Below are 14,069 nucleotides of genomic sequence, written 5' to 3' on the forward strand. Positions count from 1 at the left end.
AAATGGCAAAGGGGCGCTGTGAATCCCCTGGGAAAAGCTGGGAGTTCGGCGGAGAACCTGAGAGCGGCCTCAGCGGCGGGCCAGATAGACGTCGAACGCCTTGTGCAGCAGCCGGTTCAGCGGGAAGTCCCACTCCCCCGCGTACTCGACGGCCTCACCGCCCGCGCCCACCTTGAAGCGGAGCAGGCCGAGCAGGTGGTCGGACTCCTCCAGGGTGTCCGTGATGCCCCGGAAGTCGTAGACGTGCGCGCCGAGTTCGTGGGCGTCGCACATCATCCGCCACTGCAGGGCGTTGTTGGGCTGCACCTCGCGCTTACGGCTGGTGGAGGCGCCGTAGGAGTACCAGACGTGCCCGCCGACGATCAGCATGGTGGCCGCGGCGAGGACGTCCCCGTCGTGGTGGGCGAGGTAGAGCCGCATCCGGTCGGGGTGCTCCGCGGTCAGCGCGGCCCACATGCGCTGGAAGTACGGCAGGGGGCGCGGGATGAAGCGGTCCCGTTCGGCGGTCTCGGCGTAGAGGCCGTAGAAGACCGGCAGGTCCTCCGCTCCGCCCCGGACGATCTTCACGCCCGCCTTCTCGGCCTTCTTGATGTTGCGCCGCCACTGCTGGTTGAGCCCGCGGTGGACGTCCTCCAGGGACCGGTCCGCGAGCGGGACCTGGCACACGTACCGGGGCTGCCCGGCGGCGAAGCCCTCCTCCCCGCCGGGCGCGGTCTGCCGCCAGCCCATGCGGCGCAGCCGCTCGGCCAGCGCGAGGCCCGGCCCGCAGGACGTCGCCGGTACGTCGCCCAGCCGGTGCGTGCCGGGGTCGGCGATCGCGGCCTTGACCGCCTCCGGGCTCCACCGCCGGGCCACCACGGGCGGCCCCATCTTCACCGTGAAGGCACCCCGGGCCTTGAGGTGCGCCAGCAGCGGCTCCAGCCAGCGCTCCAGATCGGGCGCGTCCCAGTCGATGACGGGCCCCTCGGGGAGGTAGGCCAGATACCGCTTCAGCCTGGGCAACGGCCGCAGCAGCACCAGTCCGGCCCCCACGAGCCGCCCGTCCGCCTCGAACCATCCCAGGCTCTCGGCCCGCCAGTCCGGTTTCACGTCCCCCCACGACGGCACCTGCAGATGGCTGACCGAGGGACGCTCCGCCACGAAGGCGAGGTGCTCGGCACGGGTGAGGGGGCGCAGGGTCAGGGGACGGGGGGTCAGCGACATGGGCGGGGCTCCTTCGGTCACGGGGCCGGTCCCCGGGGCGAGGCCGGTACGACGGTGAGGACGGTGCCGGCGGCCGCTTCGGTGCCGCCGCGTCGGTGACGGTGCCGCCGGCGTCCGTGGAGATCGCCGGTGTCCTCACCCTACGAAGCGTCCCGTCCGTCCTTCGGCCCCCACGCCTCCAGCACGTCCGTGTCCGTCGCCCGGGCGTACAGGAAGCAGTCGGCCCACGCGGCGATGTCCGGGTAGGCGCACTCCCGGATCAGCCGGGCCACCGCCGCAGGTATGTCGTACTGCGTCACGCGCAGGTCGGTGCCGGGGCCGAGGAGGCACCAGTGGGCGCCGGGACGGCCGTAGGGCATCCCGACGCTGCCGGGGTTGACCACCAGGCGGCCGTGGGCCAGGCGGACGTAGGGCATGTGGGTGTGGCCGCAGACGACCGTGCCGATGCCGGGCGGCAGGCCGGCGAAGACCTCCGCCCAGCGGGCCGGGCGCGAGTCGACCAGGACCACCTCCTCGTCGTCGCGCGGGGTGGCGTGGCAGAAGAGGACCGGGCCGAGTCCGCGCACGCGCAGGGTGCGGGTGCGCGGCAGGGCGGCCAGGAAGTCGACCTGGTCCGGGCGCAGCGCGCGGGCGGCGTACGGGCCGATGGGGTCCGGGATCTCCGCGCGCTCGCCCCGCCGGTACTCCACCAGTTCCCGGTCCGCGTTGCCGCCGATCCACAGCACCCGGTCGCCCTGCTCGCGCAGCAGGTCCAGTACCTCGGCCGGCTGCGGGCCCGCCGTGATGTCCCCGGTGAGGACGATCCGCTCGGCGGCGGCCACCTCGGGCTCCGCCAGGACCGCCTCCAGGGCGGGCAGCACGCCGTGGATGTCGGAGAGGACCGCCAGGCGGGTGTACTCCTCGTCCTCGTTCACCCGGCACCCCCCGCCCGGAAGTCCAGCGCGTCCGCCAGCACCTCCGCCAGGTGCCGGCCCCGGACCCCGGCGAGCTGTTCCAGCTGGGTGCGGCAGGAGAAGCCGTCCGCCATGACCAGTGTGCCGGGCGGGGACTGCCGGACCGAGGGCAGGAGCTGTTGCTCCGCGCAGGCCCGGGAGACCTCGAAGTGGCCTTTTTCGAAGCCGAAGTTGCCCGCCAGGCCGCAGCAGCCTCCGCTCAGCTCGCCGGTGAGGCCGGCGGCGGTGCGCAGCCGGCGGTCGGGGGCGTCGCCGAGCACCGCATGCTGGTGGCAGTGGGTCTGGCCGGCGACGGGGCGGCCGACGGCGGGCGGGGTCCAGTGCGGGGCGTGCCGTTCCAGGGTCTCGGCGAAGGTGCGGACGGCGGCGGCCAGCCGGGCGGCGCGCGGATCGCCGGGCAGCAGCTCCGGAAGGTCGGTGCGCAGGGCGGCGGCGCAGCTCGGTTCCAGGACGACGACCGGGGCCCCGGCCTCCAGCACCGGTTCCATCAGGTCCAGGGTGCGGCGCAGGACGTCGCGGGCGCGGTCCAGCTGGCCGGTGGAGAGGTAGGTCAGTCCGCAGCAGACCCGGGCCCGGCGGGCCGCGAGCAGCGCGGTCGCCGCCCTGGTCCTGCCGTCCGCGATCGCTCCCCGGCGCAGCAGCAGCGTCGGCGGCAGGGCCACGCGCAGCCCGGCGGCCTCCAGCACCCGCACGGCGGCCCGGCCGACGGACGGCGCGAGGTGCTCCGTGAAGGTGTCCGGCCAGAGGACGACCAGGTTTCCGCCGCCCTCGGCGCCCAGCTCGGGCACATCTCCAGCACCCGGCGCAGACAGCTCCCCCGCACCCGACGCCGGCAGGCCCCCCGCACCCGCCTCAGGCAAGCCGCCGGCATCCGGCACACGCAGGTCAGCGCCCGGCATCCCTGCGGCAGCCTCCGAGGGAGCCCGGTCGTGCCACCACGCCGTGAACGTCTGGGTCGCCAGGCGCGGGATCTGCCGTTCCGGGGTGATCCCGGCCAGCCGTTTGCCGAGGGCGGCCAGTGGGCGCACCCGGGCCAGGGCGTTGAGCAGGGGGGCCGTTCGTGTGCGGGCGGTCCAGCGGAGCCATTCCGGGAGCCGGCCCAGGGTGTGGTGGGCGGCGGGGCGGCGGCGGCCGGCGTAGTGGTGGTGCAGGAACTCCGCCTTGTAGGTGGCCATGTCGACGCCGACCGGGCAGTCCGAGCGGCAGCCCTTGCAGGACAGGCACAGGTCCAGGGCGTCCCGGACCTCAGGGGACCGCCAGCCGTCGGTGATCAGCTCGCCCGCGAGCATCTCGTGCAGCAGCCGGGCCCGGCCGCGTGTGGAGTGCTCCTCCTCGCCGGTGGCCCGGAAGGAGGGGCACATCACGGCGGGCCCGGCCGCCGTGGTCGTACGGCACTTGGCGACGCCGACGCAGCGGCGGACGGCCGCGGCGAAGTCACCGCCGTCCGCCGGGTAGCCGAAGGCGACGTCGACCGGGCGGCCCGGCAGGACGGAGAAGCGGAGGTTGGCGTCGAGCGGGGCCGGGCGGACCAGCATGCCGGGGTTGAGCAGGTCGTCGGGGTCCCAGAGGGCCTTGGCCCGCTCGAAGAGCCGGACCGTCTCCTCGCCGTACATGCGGGGCAGCAGTTCCGCGCGGGCCTGGCCGTCGCCGTGCTCCCCGGAGAGGGAGCCGCCGTGGGCCACCACCAGGTCGGCCAGTTCCTCGGAGAAGCGGCGGAAGCGGCCGACACCGGCCTCGGTGAGCAGGTCGAAGTCGACGCGGACGTGGATGCAGCCGTCGCCGAAGTGGCCGTACGGCGTGCCGCGCAGGCCGTGGGCGGCGAGGAGGGCGCGGAAGTCGCGCAGGTAGGCGCCGAGCCGGGCCGGTGGCACCGCGCAGTCCTCCCAGCCGGGCCACGCCTCCGTGCCGTCCGGCATCCGGGTGGCCGTGCCGGACGCGTCCTCGCGGATGCGCCACAGCGTCCGCTGCTCCGCCGGGTCGGTGACGACCAGCGCCGACACGACGTCGGCGGCGCGCACGATCTCCTGCGCCCGCGCGCGTGCCTCCGCCGCCGTCCGCCCGCCGGTCTCCACGAACAGCCAGGCGCCTCCCGCGGGCAGGCCCGCGCCGGCCGGTACCAGGTCGGCGGCCATGCCCTCCACCGTGAGCGGCCGCAGCGGCAGCAGGCCGGCGGCGGCCTCGGCGGCGGCGCTCTCGTCGGCGTACGCCAGCACGGCCAGGGCACGCGCGCGCGGAGCCTCGACCAGGCCGACCACGGCCTCGGTGAGGATGCCCAGGGTGCCCTCGGAGCCGCAGAAGGAGCGGGCGACGTCCGCGCCCTTCTCGGGCAGCAGCGCGTCCAGCGCGTACCCGGAGATGCGGCGGGGCAGGTCCGGGAAACCCGTGCGCAGCCGGGCCAGTTCGCCCTCGGCCAGCTCCCGCAGCCCGTCCGGGGCGCCCGCCCAGCCCGGCCCGAGCCGCAGCCGCTGCCCGCGCGCGGTGAGCACGGACAGCTCCCGCACGCTGTCCGCGGTCGTGCCCCAGGCGACCGAGTGGGAACCGCAGGAGTTGTTGCCGATCATCCCGCCGAGCGTGCACCTGCTGTGCGTGGACGGGTCGGGGCCGAAGCGCAGCCCGTGCGGTGCGGCGGCCTCCTGGAGCCGGTCGAGCACGAGCCCCGGCTGCACGACGGCCGTGCGGCTGCCCGGGTCCAGCTCCAGCAGGCCGGCCATGTGCCGGGTGAAGTCCAGGACCACGCCGGTGCCGGTCGCCTGCCCGGCGATCGACGTGCCCCCGCCCCGCGCCACCACCGGCACCCCGCGCGCCCGGCACACCTCCAGCACGGCGGCCACGTCGTCCGCGTCCCTGGGGGCCACGACCCCGAGGGGCACCCGGCGGTAGTTGGACGCGTCCATCGTGACCAGGGCCCGGGCGGTGGCGTCGAACCCGACCTCGCCGCGCACGGCCCCGCGCAGCGCACGGGCCAGCTCGGCGGCACCGTCGCCCTCGGCACCGGCACCGGCACCGACACCGACAAGCCCAGCGGCACCGGCACGCCACGCACCCCGGGACCCGCTCCCCGCCGCCCCGGCTGCCCCGGCGGCCTCCGCACCACCCGTTCGATCCGTCATGCGTCCAGGATGCATCCGCTCACGCACCGTCACCGCGTGTTTTCCACAAGCCCGCACGTATCGTCGTACAACCTCACAAGTCCGCGTCCCGGTGATCTCGTCTCATCGGACGGACACCTCTCCACCTCGCTCTCCGCCACGGGCTAACCTCGTGCCGTGGCCGACATCCAGATTCCCGCAGACATCAAGCCCGCCGACGGACGTTTCGGCGCCGGCCCCTCCAAGGTGCGCACCGAGGCGCTGGACGCCCTCGCCGCCACCGGAACCTCCCTGCTCGGCACCTCCCACCGTCAGGCTCCCGTCAAGAACCTGGTCGGCAAGGTCCGCGAGGGCATCTCCGAGCTGTTCTCCCTGCCCGAGGGCTACGAGGTGATCCTCGGCAACGGCGGCTCCACCGCCTTCTGGGACATCGCCACCCACGGCCTGATCGAGAACAAGTCGCAGCATCTGAACTTCGGCGAGTTCTCCTCCAAGTTCGCCAAGGCCGCCAAGCTCGCGCCCTGGCTGGCCGAGCCCACCGTCATCGCCTCCGAGCCCGGCACCCACCCGGAGCCGCGGGCCGAGGCCGGCGTCGACGTCTACGCCTTCACCCACAACGAGACCTCCACCGGTGTCGCCATGCCGATCCAGCGCGTGGCCGGCGCCGACGAGGGCGCGCTCGTCCTGGTGGACGCCACCTCCGGCGCGGGCGGCCTCCCGGTCGACATCGCCGAGACCGACGTCTACTACTTCGCCCCGCAGAAGTCCTTCGCCTCCGACGGCGGCCTGTGGATCGGCGTCTTCTCCCCGGCCGCGATCGAGCGCGCCGAGCGGATCCACGCGTCCGGACGGCACGTCCCGGAGTTCTTCAGCCTGCCGACCGCGATCGACAACTCGCGCAAGAACCAGACGTACAACACCCCGGCCCTCGCCACCCTCTTCCTGCTGAACGAGCAGCTGGAGTGGCTCAACGGCCAGGGCGGCCTGTCCTGGTCCACGGCCCGGACGAAGGACTCCTCGACCCGGCTGTACGGCTGGGCGGAGGAGGCCAAGTACGCCACCCCGTTCGTCTCGGACCCGGCCAAGCGCTCGCAGGTCATCGGCACGATCGACTTCTCCGACGAGATCGACGCCGCCGCCGTCGCCAAGGTGCTGCGCGCGAACGGCGTCGTGGACACCGAGCCGTACCGCAAGCTCGGCCGCAACCAGCTGCGCGTCGCGATGTTCCCGGCGATCGACCCGGCGGATGTCGAGGCGCTGACGAAGTGCGTCGACTACGTGATCGAGAAGCTCTGACCGTCCCCGGACGCGGCTCACCGAAGGGGCGCCCGGCACCACCGGGCGCCCCTTCGTCGTTTCGGGGCGCCCCTTCGCCGCCGCCGGGCGGATGCCGCCCCGGTCAGCCGCGCCGCAGTCGCCGCAGGCCGAACAGGGCCGCCGCACCGACCAGGACGATCACGGCCCCGACCTTCAGGCCGCCCCCGCCGCCCTCGTCCGAGGACGTGCCGGAGCCCCCCTTCGCCGAGGACGACCCGGCGCCGGGCCGGCCGGGCGCGTCGACGGCCTGGACGGCGCTGTTCGCGCCCTCGCTGCCGTACATCAGCTTGGTGCCGTCGACGGAGTACGACACGGACTCCCCCTGCCCCTGCAACGGGACGTCCAGGCGTCCCTCGCGCTTGATGCGGCCGCCGTTCCAGCGGTAGTGGATGCCGCCGAAGTAGCCGCGCACGGCGAGGTCCCGGCCGTCCGGGGAGAAGGCGGCGTCGGTGGCCCACAGGTCGACGGCGGCGATGGGCTTGAAGACGTTCGTGCCCGAGGTGGACAGGGTGGCGGGTCCCTCGTAGAGGTGCCCGCCGTCCTCCTTCTTGTCGATGATGTAGACGCGCCCGGTCTTCGGGTGGACCAGGAGCGACTCGGCGTCGCGCGGCCCGTCGGAGTACTTCACGACGTACTGCGTGGCCGTGACCGTCTGGTCCGTCAGCTTCTTCGGCTCGGGCAGCCGGTAGATCCACACGTAGGGCCACCTGCCGCCGAAGTTGTCGCCGATGTCACCGACGTAGATCTCGTTGTGCGGCCCGATGGAGATGGCCTCGACGTCACGCGGTGAGCCGATCCCGCGCAGGGTGATCCGGGCGACGGTCTTCCCGGTCGCGCTGTCCACCGCGTAGAGGTACGGCCCGTCGTCGCTGTCGTTGTGCGTCCAGTAGACGCCGGGGTGCAGCCGGGAGGCGGCGAGCCCGCTGGACTCGGTGATCCGCGGGTCCTTGAGGGTGAACCCCTGGTCGCCCGCCCCGTCGGCGGTTCCGTCGGCGGAGGCGGGCAGCGCGCAGGCACCGGCGAGCAGCAACCCGGCGAGGACGGCGAACGATCGACGCATGCCCCAAGCCTGCCATTCCCAACGGGGGTTCGAGACACACGGGCGCCGTGGACGGGGACGTGGTCCGCCTCACAGGCACCACCGGTCCCCCTGCGTCAGGGAGATCGTCCATCATGACCGGATGCTTAGGTTCATGCCCGTGGGCGACTCCATGACGATCGGGAGCGCGGGCGAACACACATGGCGTTACCGGCTGTGGCGGCACCTGCGCGGGGCGTACGGCGGCCCGTTCACCTTCGTCGGACCGCGCGAGACGCTGTACGACAAGGAGGCCGACGCCCCGACGTCCCTCGCCTACGCCGACCCCGCCTTCCCGCGCGCCCACCTCGCGGGCTGGGGCGAGGGCTGGCTGCACATGGCCCCGCTGATCGGCGACGCGGTGCGCGCCCACCGCCCCGGCGTCCTCCTGGTCTCCCTGGGCCTGATCGACCTCGGCTTCTACACGAACGCCGAGCAGACGGCGGAGAACGTACGGGCCTTCGTGGCGGGCGCCCGGGCGGCGGACCCGCGCATCCGGATGGTGCTGCTGCCGGTCATCCCGAACATCCGGGCGGCGGCCGACGCGCCCTTCGCCGAGCAGGTCGAGCGGTTCAACGTGCTGCTCGCCAAGGCGGTGGCCGACCTGGACGAGCCCCGCTCGCCGCTGCTGCTCGCCTCGCCGCCCGAGGGGTACGACGTGCGCACCGACACCTACGACGGCACGCATCCCAACGCGCGCGGGGAGCGCCTGATAGCGGAGGCGTTCGCGGGGGCGATGCGGGAGGCGTGGGGGGTCGGACAGACGTACGTGGCGGGAACAAGGTGACCCAAATCCAGCGTCTCCAGGCTGCGGTACCTATCGTTGTACTGCGTGGCTGCACCTTTGCGTGGGCAGCCGGGGAGGAGCGCCACGATGACCGTCCTCGAAGGCAGGATCGAGATGGCCGAGGAGAGCGACGAGCTGACTTTGGACGCCCTGTTCGAGTCGCTTGAGCAGACCACCCCCGAGGGATACAAGGTCGACATCGTCGAGGGGGCCATCTTCATGACGCCGCAGCGGGACACCCACTGGGAGATCATCCTGGACATCGTCGAGCAACTGCGCACCAAGTACCCGCGCAAGCGCGTCAAGTCGGACGTCCGCATCGACTATCCGGGCCACCTCAACGGCTTCTGCTCCGACGTCACTCTCGTCGCCGAGGGCGCCGAGAAGACGCCCGGAGGGCTCTGGCGTTGTGACGACGTCGAGTTCGTCGCAGAGGTCGTCTCCAGGGGCACGGCGCACAACGACTACGGCCCCAAGCTGACGGCCTACGCCACCGCCGAGGTCCCCGTCTACCTCATCGCCGACCCCTACCAGCGGCGGTGCCACATCCACACCGACCCCAAGGACGGCGACTACGCCGTGAGCACCCGGGTGGACTTCGGTACCGACGTCGACCTGACCGGCACCGTCGTCGACCTCGTCCTGAAAACCGCCGACTTCCCCCGCGACTGACCCCGCTCCCGCAGGCCCTTGCATAGAGCGCACTCGAAGTCGTTGGCTGGTGGACCATGGAGTACACGCAGCTAGGACGCACGGGACTCAAGGTCAGCCGGCTCGTCCTCGGGACGATGAACTTCGGTCCGCAGACCGACGAAGCCGACAGTCACGCGATCATGGACGCGGCGCTGGACGCGGGCATCAACTTCTTCGACACGGCCAACGTGTACGGCTGGGGCGAGAACAAGGGCCGGACCGAGTCCATCATCGGCAACTGGTTCGCCAAGGGCGGCGGCCGCCGCGAGAAGACGGTCATCGCCACCAAGGTGTACGGCAACATGGACGCGGACGGCGCGACCGTCTGGCCCAACCACGACAAGCTCTCCGCGCTGAACATCCGGCGCGCGGTGGACGCCAGCCTGAAGCGGCTGCGGACCGACTACATCGACCTCTACCAGTTCCACCACATCGACCGCAGCACCCCGTTCGAGGAGATCTGGCAGGCGATCGACGTCCTCGTCCAGCAGGGCAAGATCCTCTACGTCGGTTCCAGCAACTTCCCCGGCTACAAGATCGCCCAGGCCAACGAGGCCGCCGCCCGGCGCGGCGGCACCATCGGCCTGGTCAGCGAGCAGTGCCTGTACAACCTGGCCGAGCGGCGCGCCGAGATGGAGGTCATCCCGGCCGCGCAGGACTACGGCCTCGGGGTGATCCCCTGGTCGCCGCTGCACGGCGGTCTGCTGGGCGGGGTCATCAAGAAGGAGGTGCGGGGCGGTCGCCGCGCCTCGGGCCGGACCGCGGACACCCTCAAGGACCCGGCGGCCCGCGCGCAGGTCCAGGCCTACGAGGACCTGCTCGACAAGCACGGCCTGGAACCCGGCGAGGTGGCCCTGGCCTGGTTGCTGACCCGTCCCGGCGTGACGGGACCGATCGTCGGCCCGCGCACCGCCGAACAGCTCCAGTCGGCCCTCCGGGCGGTGGAGCTGGAGCTCGGCGAGGACCTGCTGGCCGGCCTGGACGAGATCTTCCCGGGCCCGGGGCCGTCCCCGGAGGCGTTCGCCTGGTAGACGCCCTCGAGGAGTGGCGGGGCCGCATGCGACCTGCGGTCCCGCCGCCTGGGCGCGGCCGGCCGAGGAAGGCCCGCGGGCGCCGGAGCAGCCGCCGTGCCCGCGTCCGGGGCGCCCGGACGCACCGCTACCTGACGGCCGACGCCAAGGCCACCACCACGAACATCAACACAAGCGCACCGGCCATGATCCGGTTCCGGGTTTTCGGGTCCACGCATCCGAGACTAACCGGCTCCGCCCAGCGCCCACCGCGCGACCACCTCGTACCGCGGCTGCTCCCCCGGCACCCCGGACGTCGGCAGCCTGCTGCGCACCAGCGCCAGGTCGGCCACGGTCCAGGTCGCGCCGGCGAACTCCGCGAGGTCCGTCACATACGGCCGCACGTCCACCGCGTCCCGGCTGCGGGCCAGCGTCAGATGGGCCTTGTACCGCCGGTGCTCCCCCATCGGCACACCGGCCTTGCGGGCCGCCGCCTCCGCCCGGTCGGCCAGCAGCCGCAGCGCCTCCACGTCCCCCCGGGCGCCCGTCCACAGCGCCCGGCCCCGGCCGAACTGGCCGCCGCCGGCGAGCGAGAGCGGGAAGGGGTCCGTACGGTGGGCCGCGCGGGCCAGGCGGTCCGCCAGGGCGGGTACGACGTCGTCGGCGACCTCGCCGTAGAACGCGAGGGTGAAGTGCCAGCCGGGGCGGGCGGTCCAGCGCAGCCGGCCGGCGTCCGGCAGCCGCCTCAGCCGGTCCACCTCGGCGGCGAGTTCCTCCACGACGTCCCCGGGCGGCAGTACGGCGGCGAAGAGTCTCATGGCTCTCACGATCGCAGACCCCGGCGGGCATGATGGGCCGATGACGATCACCATCCGAGAGGGCGGCCCGGACGACCTGCCCGCGATACTGGGCATGCTCGACAGCAGTGTGGAGTGGCTCGTCTCACAGGGCCGGACCGGCCAGTGGGGCACCGAGCCGCTGTCGGAGCACACCAGGACCGTCGAGGCGGTCGCGGGCGCCCTGGAGGCGGGCACCACGTACATCGCCGAGGTGGACGGCGTTCCCGCCGCCACGCTCACCCTGACCGACGGCCCCGGCGCCTACCTGTCCCACCTCCCGCCGCCCGGCGAGCCCGAGCGGTACATCCACTGGCTCGCCTCCGACCGCCGCTTCAAGGGGCGGGGCGTGGGCGGCGCGCTGCTCGCACACGCCGCCGAGGTGACCCGGCGGGCCGGCGCGGGCCTGCTCCGGGTGGACTGCTACGCGGGCGGCGACCGCCGGCTCGTCGCCTACTACGAGGCCAACGGCTTCACCCCGACGCACACCTACACCCACGGCCCGGACGACTGGCCGGGACAGGTACTGGCCCGGAGGGTCGACCAGGACCCTCCGAGCGAGCGCTGACGGGACGGCCGGGCGGACTCATCGCCGCGCTCCCGCACCCGCGGAGGGCCGCTGTGCCGGCCCGCCCACGCGCGCCGGCACCAGGCCGGTCGCCCCGGCCGGCACCACACCGCCGGCACAACGGCCGCGCCCCGAAGGACCCTGCGGGAGAACCCCTCCGGCAAGCGGCCGGCAAAGCTCACGCCGCCGTGGCCAACCGCTCCCGCTCACGCGGCACGAACCGCACCCGCGGAGGGCCCGCTGTGCCGGCCCGCCCACGCGCGCCGGCACCAGGCCGATCGCCCCGGCCGCCCCGGCCGGCACCACACCGCCGGCACAACGGCCGCGCCCCGAAGGACCCTCCGGGAGAACCCCTCCGGCAAGCGGCCGGCAAAGCTCACGCCGCCGTGGCCAACCGCTCCCGCTCACGCGGCACGAACCGCACCCGCGGGTGGCCGTGGTGCCAGCCCACCGACAGCCGCAGGCCGCCGACGCGGGCGAGGACCAGGCCGATCGCCGCGGCCGCCGCCGCCGACACGACTCCGCCGGCCGCGAAGCCGACGCGGGCGCCGTAGGTGTCGGTGATCCAGCCGACCACCGGGGCGCCCAGCGGCGTACCGCCCATGAAGACCATCATGAACAGGGCCATCACCCGGCCGCGCATGGCCGGGTCGGTGCCCATCTGCACGGCGGTGTTCGCGGTGACGTTCACCGTCAGGCCGAAGACCCCGATCGGGACCATGAGCAGCGCGAACAGCCAGTACGACGGGGCCACCGCGGCCACGGTCTCCAGCAGGCCGAAGGCCAGCGCGGCGGCGATCAGCACGCGCAGCCGGGCCGTGCCGCGCCGGGCGGCCAGCAGGGCGCCGACCAGGGAGCCGACGGCCATCAGGGTGTTGAAGAGGCTGTAGGCACCGGCTCCGGCGTGGAAGACGTGGTCCGCGTAGGCGGACAGCCACACCGGGAAGTTGAAGCCGAAGGTGCCGATGAAGCCGACCAGCACGATCGGCCAGATCAGCTCCGGCCGCTTTGCCACGTACCGCAGCCCCTCGCGCAGCTGGCCCTTGCCGCGCGGGGCGCGCTCCACCACGTGCAGCTCGCCGGCGCGCATCAGCAGCAGCCCGGCGATCGGCGCGGCGAAGGACAGGCCGTTGGCGAGGAACGCCCAGCCGGTGCCCACGCCGGTGATCATCAGGCCGGCGACGGCGGGGCCGACGAGCCGGGCGGACTGGAAGTTCGCCGAGTTCAGGCTGACCGCGTTCTGGAGCTGCTCGGGGCCGACCATCTCGGAGACGAAGGACTGCCGGGCGGGGTTGTCGACCACCGTGGCGAGGCCGACGGCGAAGGCGGCGACGTAGACGTGCCAGACCTGGACGTGACCGGAGAGGGTCAGCGCGGCGAGGGCGAGACCGGTGAGGGCCATCGCGCTCTGGGTGACCAGCAGAGCGGGGCGCTTGGGCAGGCGGTCCACGAGGACGCCGCCGTACAGGCCGAACAGCAGCATCGGCAGGAACTGGAGGGCCGTCGTGATGCCGACGGCCGCGGAGGAGCCGGTGAGGCTGAGCACCAGCCAGTCCTGGGCGATGCGCTGCATCCAGGTGCCGGTGTTGGAGACGACCTGCCCGATGAAGAAGAGGCGGTAGTTGCGGATCCTCAGCGAGCTGAACATCGACGACTTGCGGGAAACACGGGTGGTAGGGGTGGCCGGTGCGGGGGCGGAAGGTGTTCCGGATCCCGTACTCAAAGGGTTCGCCTCCTCGGATGGCGCGCTTACAGGTGTGCGAGTTTCTCCAGCACGGGGGCGGCGGCGCGCAGGGTCGCCCACTCGTCGTCGTCGAGGCCGTCGGCCAGGCCGGCCAGGAAGGCGTTGCGCTTGCGGCGGCTCTCTTCGAGCATGGCCTCGGCCTGTTCGGTCTGGGTGACGACCTTCTGGCGCCGGTCCTCGGGGTGCGGCTCCAGCCTCACCAGGCCCTTGGCTTCGAGCAGCGCGACGATGCGGGTCATCGACGGCGGCTGGACGTGCTCCTTGCGGGCCAGTTCGCCCGGGGTGGCGGAGCCGCAGCGGGCGAGGGTGCCGAGCACCGACATCTCGGTGGGGCTCAGCGACTCGTCGACCCGCTGGTGCTTGAGCCGACGGGACAGCCGCATCACTGCGGAGCGGAGTGCGTTCACGGCGGCCGCGTCGTCGCCATGGGTAAGGTCCGGCATGTTCTTTAGCGTAACTCATTACTCTCGCTAAAGACCAGTCGGGCGTGCCCAGGATGCCCGTGACGCCCACCACTGAACCTTGCGATCACCCGAACGGGTGAGCCGGGTCCGGAAAACGACGCACCGGACGGCCCGCTGTGGCGACCCTCGTAGGCATGGGGACCAGTGTGCTCAGCCTGCGGATGGACGGGGAGCTGCTCGAACGGCTCCGGCACCACGCGGCGAGAAGAGGAATGAGCGTCCAGGACTATGTCGTCCGGACGCTCATTCGGGATGACTTCGACGAGCGGTTCCAGACCGCCGTCGAGGAGACGGAGAGGTTCTACGGCGTCACCTGACGCCCGCCGG

At 73.2% G+C, this 14,069-nt stretch carries 13 protein-coding genes; 6 read left to right on the top strand and 7 right to left on the bottom strand.

What is annotated here, in order from left to right:
* Positions 1 to 69 precede the first annotated feature (69 nt).
* The 3 genes from ACZ5DC_RS16430 to ACZ5DC_RS16440 form a co-directional block, all read right to left on the bottom strand.
* Entirely contained in the window at positions 70 to 1,203 is a 1,134-nt protein-coding gene (locus tag ACZ5DC_RS16430) for a lipid II:glycine glycyltransferase FemX (RefSeq protein ID WP_468653246.1), read from the bottom strand.
* A 140-nt stretch (positions 1,204 to 1,343) separates the two neighbouring features.
* A complete protein-coding gene (locus tag ACZ5DC_RS16435; protein WP_468653248.1) occupies positions 1,344 to 2,117 on the bottom strand; it encodes a metallophosphoesterase family protein in 774 nt (257 codons plus the stop codon).
* A complete protein-coding gene (locus tag ACZ5DC_RS16440; RefSeq protein ID WP_468653550.1) occupies positions 2,114 to 5,050 on the bottom strand; it encodes an FAD-binding and (Fe-S)-binding domain-containing protein in 2,937 nt (978 codons plus the stop codon). Before ACZ5DC_RS16440 ends, ACZ5DC_RS16435 begins: the two co-directional genes overlap by 4 nt.
* Positions 5,051 to 5,422: 372 nt before the next feature.
* On the opposite strand from ACZ5DC_RS16440, the gene serC reads away from it, so the two are divergent.
* Positions 5,423 to 6,541 carry a phosphoserine transaminase gene (gene serC, locus ACZ5DC_RS16445; RefSeq protein WP_468653250.1) on the top strand — a complete coding sequence of 373 codons (1,119 nt, stop codon included), beginning with the start codon at positions 5,423 to 5,425 and terminating at the stop codon, positions 6,539 to 6,541.
* 103 nt (positions 6,542 to 6,644) lie between these two features.
* On the opposite strand, the gene ACZ5DC_RS16450 is transcribed toward serC, so the two are convergent.
* The gene (locus ACZ5DC_RS16450) at positions 6,645 to 7,622 is read right to left on the bottom strand and encodes a TolB-like translocation protein (protein ID WP_468653252.1); all 978 of its coding nucleotides are present in this window, start codon (positions 7,620 to 7,622) and stop codon (positions 6,645 to 6,647) included.
* A gap of 121 nt (positions 7,623 to 7,743) precedes the next feature.
* Here ACZ5DC_RS16450 and ACZ5DC_RS16455 point away from each other — a divergent pair, with 121 nt between their 5' ends.
* The 3 genes from ACZ5DC_RS16455 to ACZ5DC_RS16465 all read left to right on the top strand — a co-directional run bounded on the left by ACZ5DC_RS16455 (position 7,744) and on the right by ACZ5DC_RS16465 (position 10,151).
* Entirely contained in the window at positions 7,744 to 8,427 is a 684-nt protein-coding gene (locus ACZ5DC_RS16455) for a GDSL-type esterase/lipase family protein (protein WP_468653254.1), read from the top strand.
* An 87-nt stretch (positions 8,428 to 8,514) separates the two neighbouring features.
* On the top strand, positions 8,515 to 9,099 hold the full coding sequence (locus ACZ5DC_RS16460; protein WP_468653256.1) for a Uma2 family endonuclease: 585 nt from the start codon (positions 8,515 to 8,517) through the stop codon (positions 9,097 to 9,099).
* Between the two features lie 56 nt (positions 9,100 to 9,155).
* Positions 9,156 to 10,151 (top strand): aldo/keto reductase, encoded by a 996-nt coding sequence (locus ACZ5DC_RS16465; RefSeq protein ID WP_366749851.1) that lies wholly within the window; start codon positions 9,156 to 9,158, stop codon positions 10,149 to 10,151.
* Between the two features lie 224 nt (positions 10,152 to 10,375).
* Here ACZ5DC_RS16465 and thpR read toward each other — a convergent pair whose 3' ends face one another.
* Positions 10,376 to 10,948: an RNA 2',3'-cyclic phosphodiesterase gene (gene thpR / locus ACZ5DC_RS16470; protein ID WP_468653259.1), complete on the bottom strand. Its 573-nt coding sequence runs from the start codon at positions 10,946 to 10,948 to the stop codon at positions 10,376 to 10,378.
* Positions 10,949 to 10,988: 40 nt separating this feature from the next.
* Here thpR and ACZ5DC_RS16475 point away from each other — a divergent pair, with 40 nt between their 5' ends.
* On the top strand, positions 10,989 to 11,534 hold the full coding sequence (locus ACZ5DC_RS16475) for a GNAT family N-acetyltransferase (RefSeq protein WP_468653261.1): 546 nt from the start codon (positions 10,989 to 10,991) through the stop codon (positions 11,532 to 11,534).
* Positions 11,535 to 11,910: 376 nt separating this feature from the next.
* Here the strand turns inward: ACZ5DC_RS16475 and ACZ5DC_RS16480 are convergent, their stop codons facing one another.
* Both ACZ5DC_RS16480 and ACZ5DC_RS16485 read right to left on the bottom strand, forming a co-directional pair.
* Positions 11,911 to 13,257 (bottom strand): MFS transporter, encoded by a 1,347-nt coding sequence (locus tag ACZ5DC_RS16480; RefSeq protein WP_468653263.1) that lies wholly within the window; start codon positions 13,255 to 13,257, stop codon positions 11,911 to 11,913.
* Between the two features lie 26 nt (positions 13,258 to 13,283).
* The gene (locus tag ACZ5DC_RS16485) at positions 13,284 to 13,721 is read right to left on the bottom strand and encodes a MarR family winged helix-turn-helix transcriptional regulator (protein ID WP_171155238.1); all 438 of its coding nucleotides are present in this window, start codon (positions 13,719 to 13,721) and stop codon (positions 13,284 to 13,286) included.
* A gap of 155 nt (positions 13,722 to 13,876) precedes the next feature.
* Here ACZ5DC_RS16485 and ACZ5DC_RS16490 point away from each other — a divergent pair, with 155 nt between their 5' ends.
* Complete coding sequence (locus ACZ5DC_RS16490; RefSeq protein WP_451376460.1) at positions 13,877 to 14,059, top strand: ribbon-helix-helix protein, CopG family; 183 nt, start codon at positions 13,877 to 13,879, stop codon at positions 14,057 to 14,059.
* Positions 14,060 to 14,069: the final 10 nt, after the last annotated feature.

Source organism: Streptomyces sp. NPDC031445 (assembly GCF_055581365.1).